The following is an 18,146-nucleotide window of genomic DNA, read 5'->3' as shown; positions in this document are numbered from 1 at the left end:
GTCACAACCGTTTTCCGCCATTCTCATGCAGTCGCAAACCTTCACCATCAGCGAGCTCGCCAAGGAGTTCGACCTCACCACGCGGGCGATCCGCTTCTATGAGGACATGGGCTTGCTCGCGCCTCGGCGAGCGGGCCTGCAGCGTATCTATACCCCGCGCGACCGCACCCGCCTGACGCTCACCTTGCGTGCCAAGCGTCTCGGATTGAAGCTGACGGAGGTGAAGGAAATCCTCGACATGTACGACAGTCCGCGCGACACGGCGTTGCAGTTGCAGCGCTTCCTGGGCGTGCTCGGCACCCATCGCGAGCAGTTGGAAGCGCAGTTGGCCGAAGTGCAGGCCAATATCGACGAGATCCGCGAGCAGGAAAAGCAGGCGCGTGCCGCGCTCGCGCGCGCCGCCAAGCCGAAGGCGCGTTGAACACCTCATCCCACCATTCAAAACATTCGAAATCATGGAAAACGCACCCGACAACCTCGACAACCTCGACGACCTGTTTGCCCACAACCGTTCATGGTCCGCGCGCATGGAGCGCGACCGGCCCGGCTTCTTCACGAGCCTGGTGAAGCAGCAGACCCCGCGCTACATGTGGATCGGCTGCTCCGACAGCCGCGTGCCGGCGAACCAGATCACCGGCCTGGAGCCGGGCGAGGTGTTCGTGCATCGCAATGTCGCGAACATCGTGGTGCACTCCGACCTCAATGCGCTGTCGGCGATCCAGTTCGCCGTCGAGCGCCTGAAGGTGAAGCACATCATGGTGGTCGGCCACTACGGCTGCTCGGGCGTGCAGGCGGCGCTCGAAGGCGCGCGCATCGGCATTGCCGACAACTGGCTGCGTCACATCCAGGACGTGCGCGACCGGCATCGCGTGATGCTGGAGACGCTGCCCGAAGCGTCCCGCGCCAATGCGCTGTGCGAACTGAACGTCGCCGAGCAGGTGGTCAACGTGTCCGTCAGCACGGTGATGGTCGATGCGTGGAGCCGCGGCCAGGCCGTCACCATCCACGGCTGGGCGTTCGGCGTGCACGACGGTCTCATCCAGGACCTCGAGATCACGGTCGACGGCAGCAAGCCGATCGAGAACCAGTACCGCGCCGCGGTGCAGCGCATCCGCTACAAGTGGAGCAAGCCTGCCGAAGCATCCCCTTCCGAATACATCAAGTAGTCGCCAGAAGACATGTTCCCGCAGCGCCTCGACTCGCCGCTTGCCTACGACATCGCCAAGGCGATGCGCGACGGCTTCGACCGGCACTACAGGCTCTTTCGGGCCGAATCGGCGCGTGCCAAGCATCGTTTCGAGACCGCGGACTGGCATGGGCAACAGCGCGCGCAGCGGGAGCGCATCGAGTTCTACGACCTGCGCGTGAACGAAGCGGTGGCGCGGCTCGAGAAGGAATTCAAGGCGGGCGAGCAGCCGATGGACGTCTGGCACCAGGTCAAGCTGCACTTCATCGGCCTTCTGGTCGAACACCACCAGCCGGAGTTGGCCGAGACCTTCTTCAACTCGGTGACCACCAAGATCCTGCATCGGGCGTACTTCCAGAACGACTTCATCTTCGTGCGGCCAGCCATCAGCACGGAGTACCTCGAGCCGCGCGGGGCGCCGACCTACCGTGCGTACTACCCGGCGCAGGAAACGCTGGCCGATACGATCGAGTGCATCCTGGAGGACTACGCGCTGCAAGGCGGCTACGCCAACATGCGCCGCGATGCGGAGCGCGTGGCGGCCACGATCCTCGGGCGCTATCACCAGGTCAAGCTGCGTGCCAATTTCCAGGTGCAGGTGCTGTCGGGGCTGTTCTATCGGAACAAGGGTGCGTACGTGGTCGGCAAGATCATCAACGGGTTCACCGAGTTGGCCTTTTCGCTGCCGATCCTGCACGACGCAAAAGGCAAGTTCTACGTCGATGCAACGCTCTTCGGCGAAGAAGACCTGCAGATGCTCTTCAGCTTCGCGCGCGCGTATTTCATGGTCGACATGGAAGTGCCTTCCGCGTACGTGCAATTCCTGCGATCACTGATGCCCAGGAAGCCGCGCGCCGAGATCTACAACGCGCTGGGACTCGCCAAGCAGGGCAAGACGCTTTTCTACCGCGACTTTCTCTATCACCTGAACTATTCGACCGACAAGTTTCGCAGCGCGCCGGGCATCAAGGGCATGGTGATGCTGGTGTTCGACCTGCCGTCCTTTCCGTACGTGTTCAAGCTCATCAAGGACTTCTTTCCGCCCCAGAAGGACACCACGCGCGAGCAGATCAAGAGCAAGTACATGCTGGTGAAGCAGCACGACCGGGTGGGGCGCATGGCCGACACGCTGGAGTACAGCGACGTGGGCTTTCCGATGGACCGTTTCGAGCCCGAACTGATCGAGGAGATCAGGAAGTTCGCGCCCAGCCAGCTCGAGATCGGCGACCGCGACGGGAATGGGGAGATGGAAGTCGTGGTCAAGCACGTCTACATCGAGCGCCGCATGATTCCGCTCAACATCTACCTGCAGGAGGCATTCGACCAGCTCGATCACCCCGATCACGCCCATCGCGCGAGCAAGCAACTCGAGCATGCGGTGATCGAGTACGGCAATGCGATCAAGGACATGGTGGCCGCCAACATCTTTCCGGGCGACATGCTGTTCAAGAACTTCGGCGTCACGCGTGGCGGCAAGGTCGTGTTCTACGACTACGACGAGATTGAATACCTCACCGACTGCAACTTCCGCAAGGTGCCGACACCGCACAACGAAGAGGAAGAGATGAGCGGCGAGGTCTGGTATTCGGTCGGCCCCAAGGATGTCTTTCCGGAGACCTTCGGGCCTTTCCTGCTCGGCAACGCAAGTGTGCGTGAAGCCTTCATGGCACACCACGCCGACCTGCTCGACGCGGCCTTCTGGCAGAGCCACAAGCAGCGCATCCAGGCGGGCCACATGCTGGACGTGTTTCCCTATGACGAGGCACACCGCTTTCGTCACGACAGTCACAACCCCTATTTCTGACAACTTTTCAAGACCACTGAAGGAGCATCTCCATGAGCGAATCGATCGTGATCGTCGGCGCAGCCCGTACCCCAATGGGCGGCTTCCAGGGCGACTTTTCTTCTCTCGCGGCGCATGACCTCGGCGGCGTCGCCATCAAGGCCGCTGTCGAGCGCGCAGGCATCTCGGCCGACAGCGTCGGCGAGGTGCTGTTCGGCAATTGCCTCATGGCGGGCCAGGGCCAGGCGCCGGCACGCCAGGCGGCCTACAAGGGCGGTTTGCCCGACAGCGCTGGCGCGGTGACGCTCAGCAAGATGTGCGGATCCGCGATGAAGGCGGCGATGCTCGCGCACGACATGCTGCTCGCGGGCACGCACGAAGTCATGGTCGCCGGCGGCATGGAGAGCATGACCAACGCGCCCTACCTCATGCTCAAGGGCCGTGGCGGCTATCGCATGGGCCATGACCGCATCTTCGACCACATGATGCTCGACGGCCTCGAAGACGCCTACCAGCCGGGTCGTTCGATGGGCACCTTCGGCGAGGACTGCGCAGCCAAGTACAAGTTCACGCGCGAGCAGCAGGATGCTTTCGCCATTGCCAGCGTCGAGCGCGCCAAGGCTGCGACGTCGTCGGGCGCGTTCAAGGCCGAGATCGCGGCAGTGACGGTGAAGGGCCGTGGCGGCGAGACGGTGATCGACATCGACGAAGGCCCTGGCAAGGTCAAGCTCGACAAGATCCCGACGCTCAAGCCCGCCTTCAAGAAGGATGGCGGCACCATCACCGCCGCATCGAGCTCGTCGATCAACGACGGCGCCGCCGCGCTGGTGATGATGACCGAGAGCACCGCGAAGAAGTACGGCGCGAAGCCCATCGCGCGACTCGTCGGCCATGCCACGCATGCGCAGCAGCCGGAGTGGTTCTCGACCGCACCGGTCGGCGCAGTCGCCAAGCTCTTCAAGAAGACCGGCTGGGGCGTGAAGGACGTCGATCTCTGGGAAGTCAACGAGGCCTTCGCCGTGGTGCCCATGGCGCTGATGCATGAGCTCTCGGTGCCGCACGAGATCGTCAACGTGCACGGCGGCGCCTGCGCGCTCGGTCATCCGATCGGTGCGAGCGGCGCGCGCATCATGGTCACGCTGATCCATGCGCTGCAGCAGCGTGGCAAGAAGCGCGGCGTCGCGACGCTGTGCATCGGCGGTGGCGAAGGCACCGCGGTGGCGATCGAACTCCTCTGAAGACATGCTGCTAACCACTGACCAGGAAGCGATTCGCGACGCCGTGCGCGAATTCGCACAAGCCGAACTCTGGCCCAATGCGCCGCGCTGGGACCGCGAGCACAGCTTTCCGAAGGAGGCGCACACCGGCCTGGCGGCACTCGGCGCCTACGGCATCTGCGTGCCGGAAGAAGACGGCGGCGCGGGGCTCGACTACCTGACGCTTGCGCTGGTGCTGGAAGAAATCGCTGCCGGCGACGGCGGCACCAGCACCGCGATCAGCGTCACCAACTGCCCGGTCAATGCCATCCTCATGCGCTACGGCAACGCGCAGCAGAAGAAGAAGTGGCTGCAGCCGCTGGCGCGAGGTCAGATGCTCGGTGCGTTCTGTCTGACCGAGCCGCAGGCCGGCAGCGATGCATCGTCGCTGCGCACCACGGGGCGCAAGGACCGCGAAGGCTGGGTGATCGACGGCGTCAAGCAGTTCATCACCAGCGGCAAGAACGGGCAGGTCGCGATCGTGATCGCCGTCACCGACAAGGGCGCGGGAAAGCGCGGCATGAGCGCTTTCATCGTGCCGACCGATGCGCCGGGCTACAACGTCGCGCGCCTTGAAGACAAGCTCGGCCAGCACTCGAGCGACACCGCGCAGATCAACTTCGACGGCTGCCGCATTCCGGCCGAGAACCTGATCGGACAGGAAGGCGAAGGCTACAAGATCGCGCTCGGTGCATTGGAAGGCGGCCGCATCGGCATCGCCGCCCAGAGCGTGGGCATGGCGCGCAGCGCTTTCGACGTGGCCGTTGCCTACGCCAAGGAGCGCCAGGCTTTCGGCGGCGCGATCTTCGACCAGCAGGCGGTGGGCTTCCGGCTGGCCGATTGCGCCACGCAGATCGAAGCGGCGCGCCAGCTGATCTGGCATGCCGCGAGCCTGCGCGATGCCGGCCGGCCTTGCCTCAAGGAAGCGGCAATGGCCAAGCTCTTCGCGAGCGAGATGGCCGAGCGCGTGTGCAGCGCGGCGATCCAGACGCTGGGCGGCTACGGCTACGTCAACGACTTTCCGCTCGAGCGCATCTACCGCGACGTGCGTGTGTGCCAGATCTATGAAGGCACTTCGGACATCCAGAAGCTGCTGATTCAGCGCGCGTTGGCCTAAGGGTTTATGCGGGGGTCTGCACAATACGCGCTGAACCCCTCGCCAACATCCCCCATGCCCGCACCCGACCCTGCCCGTATTCCCTGTCCCTGCGGGCGCCGCGACCGAAGGGAGCTGCCGCTCGTCTACGGGCAGTGCTGCGGTCGCTACGTCGACGAATTCGACAATACGCCGGCCCCCGACGCCGAATCGCTCATGCGCTCGCGCTACACGGCCTTCGTCCGCGAGCGCGCCGACTACCTGCTTGCGACCTGGCACCCCTCGACGCGTCCGGCATCGGTCAGTTTCGAGGTGGGCGTCAAATGGCTTGGCCTCGATGTGCGCTCGCGCTCGGTGCTCGATGCCGACCATGCGGAGGTCGAATTCGTCGCCCGCCAGCGCAGCAGCGCCGGCGTGGCTACCCGGCTGCACGAGCGCAGCCGCTTCGTCCGCGAAATCGACGGGGCTCACCATCGCTGGTTCTACGTCGACGGCGACCTGGGCTGACCGATCGGGTCGATGAAGCTGGCGCTGGCGTAGCGCCTGCGGATGGTGCTATTGATTGCGTAGCGCCGGGCGATTGTGTGCTGGCGGGAGACAGAGCGATTCCCAATGGGGTATTTATCTTGCGGCGCGCCTGGATCACACTCCGTGTCGGCGGGCGCATGGTGCCCATCTCCCAACCACCAGCCATAGAGGCCAGCCATGGACAACACGAGATTCCGGTTTGGACGCGGACGGCATTCGATCACCGCGGCGGCGCTGCCTGCTGCGGCCGCGCTGCTCTGCATGGCGGCCCCAGCCGCGCGCGCCGAGGGCGTGTTGACGCCGTTCTCGACCGCGCCGGGTCCGCAGGCGCCCGCGCCGTGGCGCTTCACGACCTTGCCCAACAAGGCGCCGACGAAGTTCGAGATCACGCAGCTCGATGGCCAGAAGGTGCTCAAGGTCGATGCCGACAAGTCCTACGGCAACCTGGTCCATCCCACGCGGGTTCAGCTCAATGACGAGGCCACGCTCGCCTGGCGCTGGAAGGTCGAGGAATTCGTGGAAGGTGCCGATCTGCGCACCAAGGGCGGCGACGACGGCGCGGCCAAGATCTGTGTCTTCTTCGACTTCCCGTCTGACCGGCTGTCGGTGGGCGAGCGCACCAAGCTGGCGCTGGCGAAAGGCTCGACCGGCGAAGCGGTGCCCACCGAAACCCTGTGCTACGTCTGGGACGTCAAGGAAAGCAAGGGCAGCGAATTCGACAACGCCTTCACCAAGCGCATTCGCATGGACGTGATCGAATCGGGCGCGACCGACAAGGCAGGCGGCTGGCTGACCGAGCGCCGCAACCTGCAGGCCGACTACAAGCGAGCCTTCGGCGGCGAGGCGGGCGATTTGCTGCCGGACGTGGTGGGCGTCGCGATTCAAGCCGACGCGGACAACACCAAGGCTCACGGGATTTCCTATTTTTCCGACGTCGACCTGCGCGGCGCACCCGCTGCGGCGCCTGCCCCGGCCGCAGCGAAACCTGCGCAATAGCGGCCCGCCATCGATTGAGATCAACGCCATATTCCCGCCATGAACGAATTCGTCGCGCTCCTCGCCAGTCAGGGCCCCGCCCTGGTGTTCGTCGCCACCCTGGCGACGCGCCTGGGTGCGCCGGTGCCGGCGGTGCCTTTCCTGATCGTCGCCGGCGGCCTCACGGTCGGCGGGCAGGTCTCTTTCCTGGCGGTGACGGTGGCTGCAGTGCTCGGCAACATCCTGGGCGATGGCGTCTGGTTCATCGCCGGGCGGCGCTGGGGCTATCGCGTCATGCGGCTGTTGTGCCGCATTTCGCTGTCGCCTGACTCGTGCGTCAGGCAAAGCGAATCCATCATCGGTCGCTGGGGCGGCTGGTCGTTGATCGCGGCGAAGTTCGTGCCGGGGGTGTCAGTGGTTGCGCCGCCGATGGCGGGTGCGCTGGGGATGTCGAACACCCGGTTCCTGTCCTACGAGACCGTGGCCGCGTTGATCTGGACGCTGGGCTTCCTGCTGATCGGCCGCGTGTTCCACGCCGCCATCCAGGATGTGTTGTCGGTGCTTTCCAGCATCGGCGTAGCGGCGACGGTGATCTGCGCGCTGCTGCTTGCCGCATTCGTGCTGTGGCGCTATCAGAAACGTCGCATGGCCTTGCGCTCCGATGACATCGAGCGCATCGAAGTCGCGGCGCTGCGCGCGGCGCTGACGGCGGGCGCGGGGCTCACGCTGATCGACGTGCGTTCCGACGAGGCACGCGCGCTCGACGATCGCGCCATTCCCGGCGCCCTCGGCATTGCGCTCAAGCAGCTTCCGAAGCGGCTCGATGCATTCACGGACGGACGCGAGCTTGTCGTCTTCTGCGACTGCCCCGACGACGGCTCCGCCATCGCGGCAGCGCGGGTGCTGCGGACCGCCGGAATGACCCGTGTGCGCGTGCTCACTGGCGGCCTGGATGCGTGGGCAGCGCAGTCCGGCGAAGGGGCTCTGTTGGCCGATGCGCCGATGGCCGTCGTCAATCCTGCTTGATCCCCGTCCCGGGCTGGGCCTAGAATCGTCCCCGCTCCGGGGTGCACGCAGATGCGTACTGAGATGGCCAAGCGGCCGAACCCGCGAACTTGATCTGGTTCATACCAGCGTAAGAAGAGCTGCGACTCCACGGTATCCCGTCCGTCTTCCATGGACCGATACCGCCCGGAGCGATCGCGGAGCACCCGTTGTCCCACAACCAGGAGTGCCCCGCATGAATGCCGTCGACAAGTTCGCCTCCCTCCTCACGCTCACGCGTGAGCCCTTTCCTGCTTCGACCAAGAGCGTGATCACCGGCAGCCGGCCCGATCTGCGCGTGCCTGTGCGCGAAGTGCTGCTCACCAACGGCGAGCGCGTATCGCTTTACGACACTTCCGGCCCCTACACCGATCCAGCCGCCGACATCGACGTGCGACGCGGCCTTCCCGGCGTGCGTGACGCGTGGATCGCCGAACGCGGCGACACCGAAAGTTACGAAGGCCGTCTGCACCTCGCGCTCGACGACGGCGCGACCAACGCCGACCGCGATGCACAGCGCATCGCCGAACTGCGCGCCGGCGCCGCCGCACTGCAGCGCACGCCGCGCCGCGCCAAGGCGGGCGGCAACGTCACGCAGATGCACTACGCACGCCGCGGCATCGTCACGCCCGAGATGGAATACGTGGCCCTCCGCGAGAACGGCCGCCGCGAGTGGATGGCCGAATATCTCGCCGACGCCGCGCGCGAAAAGCGCCTGGCCGGCAACCCGATGGGTGCGAGCATCCCGAAGATCATCACGCCCGAGTTCGTGCGCGACGAAGTCGCACGCGGCCGCGCCATCATCCCGGCCAACATCAACCACCCCGAAGTCGAGCCGATGGCCATCGGCCGCAACTTCAAGGTCAAGATCAACGCCAACATCGGCAACTCGGCCGTGACCTCCAGCATCGAGGAAGAGGTCGAGAAGCTCGTCTGGGCCATCCGCTGGGGCGCGGACAACGTGATGGACCTTTCCACCGGCCGCAACATCCACACCACGCGCGACTGGATCGTGCGCAACAGCCCGGTCCCGATCGGCACGGTGCCCATCTACCAGGCGCTCGAGAAGGTCGGCGGCGTCGCCGAAGACCTCACCTGGGAGATCTACCGCGACACGCTCATCGAGCAGGCCGAGCAGGGTGTCGACTACTTCACCATCCATGCGGGGTTGCGCCTGCCCTTCATCCACCTCACGGCGGACCGCCGTACCGGCATCGTCTCGCGCGGCGGATCGATCATGGCCAAGTGGTGCATCGCGCACCACAAGGAAAGCTTCCTCTACACGCACTTCGAAGACATCTGCGACATCATGAAGGCCTACGACGTGAGCTTCTCGCTCGGCGACGGCCTGCGCCCGGGATGCGCATCGGATGCGAACGACGAAGCCCAGTTCGCCGAACTGCGCACGCTCGGCGAGCTCACGCAGATCGCGTGGAAGCACGACGTGCAGACCATGATCGAAGGCCCGGGCCACGTGCCGATGCACCTCATCCAGGCCAACATGGACGAGCAGCTCAAGCACTGCCATGAAGCGCCGTTCTACACGCTCGGCCCGCTGACCATCGACATCGCGCCGGGCTACGACCACATCGCCAGTGCGATCGGTGCCGCGATGATCGGCTGGTTCGGCACCGCGATGCTGTGCTACGTCACGCCCAAGGAGCATCTCGGGCTGCCGGACCGCGACGATGTGAAGCAGGGGATCATTGCGTACAAGATCGCGGCGCACGCCGCGGACGTGGCCAAGGGCCATCCGGGCGCGCGTGCACGCGACGACGCGCTCTCCCAGGCCCGCTTCGACTTCCGCTGGCAGGACCAATTCAACCTCGGCCTCGACCCCGACACCGCGCGCGAATTCCACGACGAGACGCTGCCGAAGGACAGCAGCAAGGTCGCCCACTTCTGCTCGATGTGCGGCCCCAAATTCTGCTCGATGAAGATCACCCAGGAAGTCCGCGAATATGCGGCGCAGAAGGGTATCGACGAGGCGCGGGCCGTGGAAGACGGGATGGCCGGCAAGTCGGCCGAGTTCAAGGCCGCGGGCGGCGAGATGTACATACCGATACACAGCAAGGCGGAATGACCGTACGGGGGTTCGTTGATAGGATGGCCCCCCATGAATTCCATCCCCTTCGACGCCGTCCTCTTTGACTGTGACGGCGTCCTCGTCGACTCCGAACCCATCACCAACCGCGTCCTCGCCGAAATGCTCGGCGAACTGGGCTGGGCATTGAGCGTCGAGGAATCGATGCGGATCTTCACCGGCAAGGCGGTCAAGGACGAGGCCGCGCTGATCGAGGCGCAGACCGGCTTTGCGATCACGCCCGACTGGCTGGACGGCTTCCGCCTGCGCCGCAACGAAGCGCTGGAACGTGACCTGGTCGCGATTCCCGGCGCGGCGCAGGCGGCGCGTGCATTGCATGCCGCGATGGACGGCCGCATTGCCTGCGCATCGGGCGCCGATCGGTTCAAGGTCGAACTGCAGCTCGAGAAGATCGGCATCCTCGATTGCTTCAAGGGCCGCATCTTCAGCGGCCACGAAACGCCCCGGTCCAAGCCGGCGCCCGACGTCTACCTGGCTGCTTCCGCGGCGCTGGGCGTGGACCCCACGCGCTGTGCCGTGGTGGAGGACACCGTGACCGGGGCCACGGCGGGCGTCGCTGCGGGCGCGACCGTCTTCGGCTACAGCCCGAGCGATCTCGGCCACAGCGGGCCGGAGGCGCTGCGCGCGGTCGGCGTCGCGCATGTGTTCACCGACATGGCGCAGTTGCCGTCGCTGCTCGCCGACTGGCGCTCCGTGCCAGCCTGAGGCGCCGCATGCGGAGTCTGCGCGCAGTCTGCGGTCTCCTGATCATCGCGTGTGTCGCGGGCTGTTCGTCGCTGAGGCCATGGCTCAACGAGCCGCTTCCGGACAATCCACCGGCGAGCAGCATCGTGGCCGGGGCCACGGGTCGGGATCCGACCATCCTGGTGGCTGTCACCCTGTCCGGCGGCGGCGCCCGGGCCGCCGCTTTCGGGTATGGGGTGCTCGAAGAACTCCACAACACCAGGTTCCACTGGAACGGCCGCAACACAGACCTGCTCGACGCCACCGACGTCATCAGCGGGGTGTCGGGCGGCAGCATCCTGGCCGCTTATTACGCGGCCTTCGGCGCCGAGAAGCTGCCGAATTTCGAGCAGGATTTCCTGCGGCAGAATTTTCAGAACAGCCTGATCCTGCAAGCGCTGCGCCCCGGCAGCCTCTACGACCTCACCTCGCCGTGGTACGGCCGCACCCACCTCCTGGCGCGACGGCTCGACGAGATCTACGAGGGCAAGACCTACGCCGACGTGGAGCGCAATCCGCGACATCCGCAACTCGTGATCGCCGCCACCGACATGTCGCTGGGCACGCCCTTCGAGTTCACGGCCGACCAGTTCGAGCTGATCTGTTCCGACCTGCAGACTGTTCCGCTGTCATTCGCAGTCGCGGCCTCGTCGGCAGTGCCGATCCTGCTGAGCCCGATGACGCTGAAGAACTACGCACTGGATTGCCGCAACAGGGGTATCGTGCCGCGGCTCGCTGCACGCTCGGGCGGCAACTATCGGGCCCGAATGTTTCGCATGCAGGCGAACAGCTACCTCGATGGGGAAAGTCGTCCCTTCATCCACCTCGTGGACGGCGGCGTCGCGGACAACCTGGCCGTGCGCAGGCTGCTCGACCGTGCGCTGGTCGGAGGCGGACTGCGCCAGAGCTTCGAGGAAGTCGGCATTCCGCCCGGCAGCGTGCGCAAATTGGTGGTCATCAGCGTCAACTCGGCGCGCGATCCCGCCAACAACATCGACCGGAGCGACAGGCTGCCGGGCGTCAGGCAAGTCGCCGACACGCTCTTGTTCGGTGCCGGCGCGCGCGCGACCCTGGAGACGCAGGAATTCCTGCTCGACACCGCTCGCCAATGGCGCGAAGACCTGAAGGTCCGCAGCGCCGACCGCACGGACGCTTTCGCGCCCGATGCCGAGATTCACGTGGTGCAGGTGAATCTGCGCGATGCCGCCGACGGCGAACTGCGATCGCGGCTCCTTCAGATTCCGACGGCGTTCTCGATCAGCGATGAGGAAGTCACCCGGCTGATCGCGGCGGGCCGCAGCGCGCTGCAGCGCTCACCGGACTTCCAGGCGCTCAGGCAGTCGCTGGGCGTCAACGGCGATTGAAGGTCGGGGGCGGAGAAAGAGGGGGAGGGGCCGAGGCTCCGCGAAAAGGAGGCTTCAGCGATTGGCGTGCATCGCGGCGTTGGCCACGGCGACGAGGGATTGGGTCATGGCCTGCGCGCGGCCGGCCCACATCTGATTGGCCAGCTTTTCGGCGTTCTCGGTCACGAAGGCACCGTTGCGCGTGCGGCCGGACGTCGCGATGAAGTCCATGAGGTCCGCAAAGTCGTCGCTGTCGGTGTCGGGAAAGTTCTGCATGCGGGCATCCTAGGTGCGCCATCGCCGGGTTCCCGGTAAATGCAGGGTCGTGGAGGATTCGGGCGAGCATTTGTTCACAGATTGACATCCCGTTACTTCTGGCTGGCATCCGGGCATCCGATGTTTTTCGCATACCGGAATTACGGGCTTCCAGCGCGCGTCGCCGGCTTTCCGTTCGGCAGGTCGCGGCGCCTGAAAGCCCCTGGCGTGACACCAGCCCACGCCCGGAATGCACGAGAAAAGCTTTTCTCATTGCGGAATCCCACTGCGAGCGCGATCTGCTTGATGGGCCGCTCGGTGCGGCGCAACTGTTCCGCAGCCAATTCGTGCCGGACCTCGTCCTTCAGTGTCTGCAGCGACACGCCTTCCTCCAGCAACTGCCGGTGCAGGGTGCGGCTGGACAGGTTCAGCAGGCCGGCGATGGCGTCGGCGGTGGCGGCTTCGCCGCCCCGCTTTCGCAAGAGTTCGCGCACGCGCTGTCCGAGCAGCCGGTCGCGGCGGTATTGCAGCACCGTGAGCGGCAAGGCGCGCCGCAGCATGACCCGGAGCGCCCGCTCGTCGCGCTGCAGGGGAAGCGCCAGGTAGCGTGCATCGAAGCTGTAGCTCGTCCGGTCGGCGCCGAAGTGCAATTCGCCGCCGAACATGAGCGGATAGGCATCGCGATGGGGCGGCGCCTCGAAGGAGAACGAGGCGGAGCTCAACGAAACCCGGGAGTCGACGGCCCAGCAGGCGTAGCCATGCAGGAAGCGCAGGTTGGATACGAGGCAGAACTCCCGGAACACGCCCAGCGCCCGATGCTCGGTGATCGACACGGTCGCCATGCCGCCGGCCACGGCGAGGTCGAGGGTGATGTCCTCCGTCAGCAACCGGTGGTGCCGGCACCAGCGCTTGATCGCCACGCCGAGGTCGGGCGACCCGATCGACGCCCGGCACAGCATGCCGTAGGTGCCCCAGGGCAGCCGACGCGAGAACCAGCCGAGCGCTTCATCGTCGAGTTCCTGCATCGCGTGGCCGGAGAGCGCCTCGAACTGCACCGCCGTCACCCTGGCCTGCGGATTTTCCACCTCATGCGGCGCAATCTGTGCCTCCGCCAAGGCGCCCGCGGGGTCCATGCCGTAGCGCTCGTAGCCCAGCACAATGGCTCTCACGAAGGCCATCGGCGTGGCCGCACGGCCAGCGTTCCGGAAGGGGGATGAGGACATGGGAGAGGCCGAAGTCGGTGGCGTGATTTGCAACCATTGTGGCGCCAATTGCAACGACACACGGCGTAAGCTGCGGCTTTTCCGCGCACAAACATCTCGCGCGGCTGATGCTTCTGAGGAGACAACCCATGCACGATCCCGGCCTGAACTTCGACCTGGGCGAAACCATCGATTCCCTGCGCGACGCCATCCAGCACTTTTCCGCCGAGGAAATCGCGCCGCGCGCCGCGGACATCGATCGCGACAACCTGTTCCCGCACGATCTCTGGAAGAAGCTCGGCGACCTCGGCCTGCACGGCATGACGGTGAAAGAGGAATACGGCGGCACCGAACTCGGCTACCTCGCGCACATCGTGGCGATGGAAGAAGTCTCGCGGGCCTCCGCCTCGGTGGGCCTTTCGTACGGCGCGCATTCCAACCTGTGCGTCAACCAGATCCACCGCAACGGCAGCGACACGCAGAAGAAAAAATACCTGCCCAAGCTGGTGAGCGGCGAACACGTGGGCGCGCTGGCCATGAGCGAGCCCAACGCGGGCTCCGATGTCGTCAGCATGAAGCTGCGCGCCGAGAAAAAGGGCGATCGCTACGTGCTCAACGGCGGCAAGATGTGGATCACCAACGGCGGCGACGCCGACACGCTGGTGATCTACGCCAAGACCGAGCCCGAGATGGGCGCGCGCGGCATGACGGCCTTCATCGTCGAGAAGGGCTTCAAGGGCTTCTCGGCCGGCACCAAGCTCGACAAGCTCGGCATGCGCGGCTCCAACACCTTCCCGCTGTTCTTCGACAACTGCGAAGTGCCCGAGGAAAACGTGCTGGGCGGCGAAGGCCAGGGCGCCAAGGTGCTGATGAGCGGGCTCGACTACGAGCGTGCCGTGCTCTCCGGCGGCCCGCTGGGCATCATGGCGGCCTGCATGGATGCCGTGCTGCCCTTCGTCCACGAGCGCAAGCAGTTCGGCCAGAGCATCGGCGAATTCCAGCTGATGCAGGGCAAGCTCGCCGACATGTATTCGACCTGGCAGGCCACGCGCGCCTACGTCTACGCGGTCGGCAAGGCCTGCGACCGCAACGACCACGCGCGCACCTTCCGCAAGGACGCGGCCGGCGCCATCCTCTACTCGGCGGAGAAGGCCACGTGGATGGCCGGCGAGGCGATCCAGGCGCTCGGCGGTGTCGGCTACACCAAGGACTTTCCGGTCGAGCGCTTGTGGCGCGATGCCAAGCTCTACGAGATCGGCGCGGGAACGTCGGAAATCCGGCGCATGCTGATCGGCCGCGAGTTGTTTTCGGAAACAGCCTGAAGGAGCTGCCATGACCCTGACGCGCAGCATGGCGCAAGGCGCCACCGACATCCCGCTGATCGAGCAGACCATCGGCGACTTCTTCGATGACATGGCCGCGCGACAGGGCAACCGCGAAGCGCTGGTCAGCGCCCACGAGAAAAAGCGCTACAGCTACCTCGAACTGCAGCGCGAAGCCAACCGGCTCGCCAGCGCCTTGCTGAAGCTGGGCCTGGCGTCCGGCGATCGCGTCGGCATCTGGTCGCACAACAACGCGCCCTGGGTGCTGATGCAGCTTGCCACGGCGAAGGTCGGGATCATCCTGGTCAACATCAATCCGGCCTATCGCACCTCGGAGCTCGAATACGCGCTCAACAAGGTGGCGTGCAAGGCGCTGGTCACGATGAAGACCTTCAAGACCAGCGACTACGTCGGGATGTTGCGCGAACTGGCGCCCGAACTCGCGAGCGCCAAGCCTGGTGCCTTGAATGCCGCGCGCCTGCCGCATCTGCGCACGGTGGCGTGGATCGACTCCGAGGCCGATAGCGGCGAGCTGCCGGGGCTGCTGCGCTTCTCTGCCTTGCTGGCCAGTGGATCGGCCGACGACCCGCAGGTCGCCACTGTCGCGAAGACATTGAAGGCGACCGACCCGATCAACATCCAGTTCACCAGCGGCACCACGGGCTTCCCCAAGGGCGCGACGCTGACGCACCGCAACATCCTGAACAACGGCTTCTTCATCGGCGAATGCATGAAGCTCTCGCCGGCCGACCGCTTGTGCATCCCGGTGCCGCTCTATCACTGCTTCGGCATGGTGCTGGGCAATCTGGCGTGCATCACGCACGGCTCGACCATCGTCTATCCGAATGACGGCTTCGACCCGCTGACCGTGATGCAGACGGTGCAAGACGAGAAGTGCACCGGCGTGCATGGCGTGCCCACGATGTTCATCGCGGAACTGGACCATCCCCGTTTCAAGGAGTTCGACTTCTCGACACTGCGCACCGGCATCATGGCCGGCTCGCCGTGCCCGACCGAAGTCATGAAGCGCGTGGTCGAGCAGATGCACCTGCGCGAAATCACGATCGCCTACGGCATGACCGAGACGAGCCCGGTGAGCTGCCAGAGCTCGACCGACACGCCGCTCGAAAAGCGCGTGTCGACCGTGGGCACGGTGCAGCCGCATCTCGAAATCAAGATCATCGACCCCGCCACGGGCGAGCTCGTCGAGCGCGGCCAGTCGGGCGAGTTCTGCACGCGCGGCTACTCGGTCATGCACGGCTACTGGGAAGACGAAGAGAAGACGCGCGAAGCCATCGACAGCGAAGGCTGGATGCACACCGGCGACCTCGCCACGATGGATGCCGAGGGCTACGTCAACATCGTCGGCCGCATCAAGGATCTCGTGATTCGTGGCGGCGAGAACATCTACCCGCGCGAGATCGAGGAGTTCCTCTACCGCCATCCGAAGGTGCAGGACGTGCAGGTGGTGGGCCTGCCCGACAAGAAATACGGCGAAGAGCTCTGCGCCTGGGTCATCGCCAAGCCGGGGCAGACCGTGAATGCCGACGAGATCCGCGACTTCTGCAAAGGTCAGATCGCGCACTACAAGGTGCCGAGGTACATCGAATTCGTCACCGAGTTCCCGATGACCGTCACCGGCAAGATTCAGAAATTCAAGATTCGCGACGCGATGAAGAGCCGCCTGGGCTTGGATGAGGACAAGACTGCATGAAGCTGGATACGAAACTCAACGCGCGCTCGACCGACTTCCAGGCCAATGCAACGGCCATGCGCGCGCTGGTCGATGACCTGCGCGAACAGTTCGCCAAGGTCGAAGCCGGCGGCGGCGAGGCCGCACGCAACAAGCACACGGCGCGCGGCAAATTGCTGCCGCGCGATCGCGTCGCGCAACTGCTCGACCCCGGCACGCCTTTTCTCGAAGTGGCGCCGCTCGCGGCGCACGCGATGTACCACGGCGCGGCGCCCGGTGCGGGCCTCATCGCCGGCATCGGCCGCGTCAGCGGCGTCGACTGCATGATCGTGTGCAACGACGCGACGGTGAAGGGCGGCACCTACTACCCGATGACCGTCAAGAAGCACCTGCGCGCGCAGGAGATCGCCGAGCAGAACCGCCTGCCCTGCATCTACCTCGTCGACTCGGGCGGCGCCAACCTGCCGAACCAGGACGAGGTCTTTCCGGACCGCGATCACTTCGGCCGCATCTTCTACAACCAGGCGAACATGAGCGCGCAGGGCATCGCGCAGATTGCGGTGGTGATGGGCTCCTGCACGGCAGGCGGTGCCTATGTGCCGGCGATGAGCGACGAAAGCATCATCGTCAAGAACCAGGGCACGATCTTCTTGGGCGGCCCGCCGCTCGTGAAGGCCGCGACGGGCGAAGTCGTCACGGCAGAAGACCTCGGCGGTGGCGATGTGCACACGCGGCTGTCGGGCGTGGCTGATCATCTGGCGCAGAACGACCTGCACGCCCTGGCGCTGGCACGCACGGCGGTCGCGAATCTCAACGCAGGCGCTCGTGCCAACGACGCGAAGGCCTCTGCAAGCGGAACGCCGCGGCCGCCCGCATTCGCGACCGAAGAGCTCTACGGCGTCATCCCGGTCGACACACGCAAGCCCTTCGACGTGCGCGAGATCATCGCGCGCATCGTCGACGGCAGCGAGTTCCACGAGTTCAAGTCTCGCTTCGGCAGCACGCTGGTCTGCGGCTTCGCCGAGATCGAGGGCATGCCGGTGGGCATCGTGGCCAACAACGGCATCTTGTTCTCCGAATCGGCACAGAAGGGCGCGCACTTCATCGAGCTGTGCTGCCAGCGCAAGATCCCGCTCGTGTTCCTGCAGAACATCACCGGCTTCATGGTGGGCCGCAAGTACGAGAACGAAGGCATTGCGCGCCACGGCGCCAAGATGGTGACGGCCGTGGCCACGGCCAGCGTGCCGAAGTTCACCATCATCATCGGCGGCAGCTTCGGCGCGGGCAACTACGGCATGTGCGGCCGGGCCTACTCGCCGCGCTTTCTCTGGATGTGGCCCAACGCGCGCATCAGCGTGATGGGCGGCGAGCAGGCCGCGAGCGTGCTCGCCACTGTCAAGCGCGACGGCATCGAGGGCAAGGGCGGGCAGTGGAGCGCCGAGGAAGAAGAGGCCTTCAAGGCGCCAATCCGCAACCAGTACGAGGCCCAGGGCCATCCCTACTACGCGACCGCGCGACTGTGGGACGACGGCATCATCGACCCGGCCGACACGCGCCGCGTGCTGGCGCTGGGCCTGGCCGCCGCGCGCAACGCGCCGATCCCCGAGCCGAAGTTCGGCATCTTCCGCATGTGAGG

At 65.6% G+C, this 18,146-nt stretch carries 16 protein-coding genes and 1 riboswitch; of the genes, 14 read left to right on the top strand and 2 right to left on the bottom strand.

Going from position 1 to position 18,146, the window contains the following annotated elements:
- Nucleotides 1–25 precede the first annotated feature (25 nt).
- The 11 genes from AC1DHL_RS13045 (at nt 26) to AC1DHL_RS12995 (ending at nt 12,059) form a co-directional block, all read left to right on the top strand.
- Nucleotides 26–421 (top strand): MerR family transcriptional regulator, encoded by a 396-nt coding sequence (locus tag AC1DHL_RS13045; protein WP_478104705.1) that lies wholly within the window; start codon nt 26–28, stop codon nt 419–421.
- 34 nt (nt 422–455) lie between these two features.
- Nucleotides 456–1,166: a carbonate dehydratase gene (can, locus tag AC1DHL_RS13040; protein ID WP_478162230.1), complete on the top strand. Its 711-nt coding sequence runs from the start codon at nt 456–458 to the stop codon at nt 1,164–1,166.
- A 12-nt stretch (nt 1,167–1,178) separates the two neighbouring features.
- The gene (gene aceK / locus AC1DHL_RS13035; protein WP_478104702.1) at nt 1,179–2,990 is read left to right on the top strand and encodes a bifunctional isocitrate dehydrogenase kinase/phosphatase; all 1,812 of its coding nucleotides are present in this window, start codon (nt 1,179–1,181) and stop codon (nt 2,988–2,990) included.
- Between the two features lie 32 nt (nt 2,991–3,022).
- Nucleotides 3,023–4,207, top strand: coding sequence for an acetyl-CoA C-acyltransferase (locus AC1DHL_RS13030; protein WP_478162229.1), 1,185 nt, complete (start codon nt 3,023–3,025; stop codon nt 4,205–4,207).
- 4 nt (nt 4,208–4,211) lie between these two features.
- On the top strand, nt 4,212–5,342 hold the full coding sequence (locus AC1DHL_RS13025) for an acyl-CoA dehydrogenase family protein (protein ID WP_478162228.1): 1,131 nt from the start codon (nt 4,212–4,214) through the stop codon (nt 5,340–5,342).
- 54 nt (nt 5,343–5,396) lie between these two features.
- Nucleotides 5,397–5,828: a YchJ family protein gene (locus AC1DHL_RS13020; RefSeq protein WP_478162227.1), complete on the top strand. Its 432-nt coding sequence runs from the start codon at nt 5,397–5,399 to the stop codon at nt 5,826–5,828.
- A gap of 198 nt (nt 5,829–6,026) precedes the next feature.
- Nucleotides 6,027–6,845, top strand: coding sequence for a DUF3047 domain-containing protein (locus tag AC1DHL_RS13015; protein ID WP_478162226.1), 819 nt, complete (start codon nt 6,027–6,029; stop codon nt 6,843–6,845).
- A 39-nt stretch (nt 6,846–6,884) separates the two neighbouring features.
- On the top strand, nt 6,885–7,850 hold the full coding sequence (locus tag AC1DHL_RS13010) for a VTT domain-containing protein (protein WP_478104696.1): 966 nt from the start codon (nt 6,885–6,887) through the stop codon (nt 7,848–7,850).
- Between the two features lie 27 nt (nt 7,851–7,877).
- Nucleotides 7,878–7,983: riboswitch (TPP riboswitch) on the top strand.
- Between the two features lie 81 nt (nt 7,984–8,064).
- The gene (thiC, locus tag AC1DHL_RS13005) at nt 8,065–9,951 is read left to right on the top strand and encodes a phosphomethylpyrimidine synthase ThiC (RefSeq protein WP_478162225.1); all 1,887 of its coding nucleotides are present in this window, start codon (nt 8,065–8,067) and stop codon (nt 9,949–9,951) included.
- A 33-nt stretch (nt 9,952–9,984) separates the two neighbouring features.
- Nucleotides 9,985–10,677 (top strand): HAD family hydrolase, encoded by a 693-nt coding sequence (locus AC1DHL_RS13000; RefSeq protein ID WP_478104692.1) that lies wholly within the window; start codon nt 9,985–9,987, stop codon nt 10,675–10,677.
- A gap of 8 nt (nt 10,678–10,685) precedes the next feature.
- Nucleotides 10,686–12,059: a patatin-like phospholipase family protein gene (locus tag AC1DHL_RS12995; protein ID WP_478162224.1), complete on the top strand. Its 1,374-nt coding sequence runs from the start codon at nt 10,686–10,688 to the stop codon at nt 12,057–12,059.
- Nucleotides 12,060–12,113: 54 nt separating this feature from the next.
- Here AC1DHL_RS12995 and AC1DHL_RS12990 read toward each other — a convergent pair whose 3' ends face one another.
- Both AC1DHL_RS12990 and AC1DHL_RS12985 read right to left on the bottom strand, forming a co-directional pair.
- Nucleotides 12,114–12,314 (bottom strand): hypothetical protein, encoded by a 201-nt coding sequence (locus tag AC1DHL_RS12990; protein ID WP_478162223.1) that lies wholly within the window; start codon nt 12,312–12,314, stop codon nt 12,114–12,116.
- A 140-nt stretch (nt 12,315–12,454) separates the two neighbouring features.
- Entirely contained in the window at nt 12,455–13,516 is a 1,062-nt protein-coding gene (locus AC1DHL_RS12985; protein ID WP_478162222.1) for an AraC family transcriptional regulator, read from the bottom strand.
- A gap of 128 nt (nt 13,517–13,644) precedes the next feature.
- Between AC1DHL_RS12985 and AC1DHL_RS12980 the strand changes: the two genes are divergently transcribed.
- Genes AC1DHL_RS12980 through AC1DHL_RS12970 form a run of 3 tightly spaced genes read left to right on the top strand, consistent with a single transcriptional unit; the run spans nt 13,645 to nt 18,144 of the window.
- Nucleotides 13,645–14,817, top strand: a complete 1,173-nt coding sequence (locus AC1DHL_RS12980; protein ID WP_478104687.1) for an isovaleryl-CoA dehydrogenase — start codon at nt 13,645–13,647, stop codon at nt 14,815–14,817.
- Between the two features lie 10 nt (nt 14,818–14,827).
- Complete coding sequence (locus tag AC1DHL_RS12975) at nt 14,828–16,531, top strand: AMP-binding protein (protein WP_478162221.1); 1,704 nt, start codon at nt 14,828–14,830, stop codon at nt 16,529–16,531.
- On the top strand, nt 16,528–18,144 hold the full coding sequence (locus AC1DHL_RS12970) for a carboxyl transferase domain-containing protein (protein ID WP_478162220.1): 1,617 nt from the start codon (nt 16,528–16,530) through the stop codon (nt 18,142–18,144). Before AC1DHL_RS12975 ends, AC1DHL_RS12970 begins: the two co-directional genes overlap by 4 nt.
- Nucleotides 18,145–18,146: the final 2 nt, after the last annotated feature.

This window comes from Variovorax sp. 10L426 (assembly GCF_056395305.1).
The sequence above is the reverse complement of the archived record's forward strand: the minus strand, read 5'-3'. Positions and strand labels throughout refer to the sequence as shown.

Coding starts and splice junctions, on each gene's coding strand:
- AC1DHL_RS12975 (WP_478162221.1), top strand. CDS start 14,828: ATGACCCTGACGCGCAGCATGGCGCAAGGCGCCACCGACATCCCGCTG.
- thiC (WP_478162225.1), top strand. CDS start 8,065: ATGAATGCCGTCGACAAGTTCGCCTCCCTCCTCACGCTCACGCGTGAG.
- AC1DHL_RS12990 (WP_478162223.1), bottom strand. CDS start 12,314: ATGCAGAACTTTCCCGACACCGACAGCGACGACTTTGCGGACCTCATG.
- aceK (WP_478104702.1), top strand. CDS start 1,179: ATGTTCCCGCAGCGCCTCGACTCGCCGCTTGCCTACGACATCGCCAAG.
- AC1DHL_RS12995 (WP_478162224.1), top strand. CDS start 10,686: ATGCGGAGTCTGCGCGCAGTCTGCGGTCTCCTGATCATCGCGTGTGTC.
- AC1DHL_RS12985 (WP_478162222.1), bottom strand. CDS start 13,516: ATGTCCTCATCCCCCTTCCGGAACGCTGGCCGTGCGGCCACGCCGATG.
- AC1DHL_RS13025 (WP_478162228.1), top strand. CDS start 4,212: ATGCTGCTAACCACTGACCAGGAAGCGATTCGCGACGCCGTGCGCGAA.
- AC1DHL_RS13015 (WP_478162226.1), top strand. CDS start 6,027: ATGGACAACACGAGATTCCGGTTTGGACGCGGACGGCATTCGATCACC.
- AC1DHL_RS13010 (WP_478104696.1), top strand. CDS start 6,885: ATGAACGAATTCGTCGCGCTCCTCGCCAGTCAGGGCCCCGCCCTGGTG.
- can (WP_478162230.1), top strand. CDS start 456: ATGGAAAACGCACCCGACAACCTCGACAACCTCGACGACCTGTTTGCC.
- AC1DHL_RS12970 (WP_478162220.1), top strand. CDS start 16,528: ATGAAGCTGGATACGAAACTCAACGCGCGCTCGACCGACTTCCAGGCC.
- AC1DHL_RS12980 (WP_478104687.1), top strand. CDS start 13,645: ATGCACGATCCCGGCCTGAACTTCGACCTGGGCGAAACCATCGATTCC.
- AC1DHL_RS13020 (WP_478162227.1), top strand. CDS start 5,397: ATGCCCGCACCCGACCCTGCCCGTATTCCCTGTCCCTGCGGGCGCCGC.
- AC1DHL_RS13045 (WP_478104705.1), top strand. CDS start 26: ATGCAGTCGCAAACCTTCACCATCAGCGAGCTCGCCAAGGAGTTCGAC.
- AC1DHL_RS13000 (WP_478104692.1), top strand. CDS start 9,985: ATGAATTCCATCCCCTTCGACGCCGTCCTCTTTGACTGTGACGGCGTC.
- AC1DHL_RS13030 (WP_478162229.1), top strand. CDS start 3,023: ATGAGCGAATCGATCGTGATCGTCGGCGCAGCCCGTACCCCAATGGGC.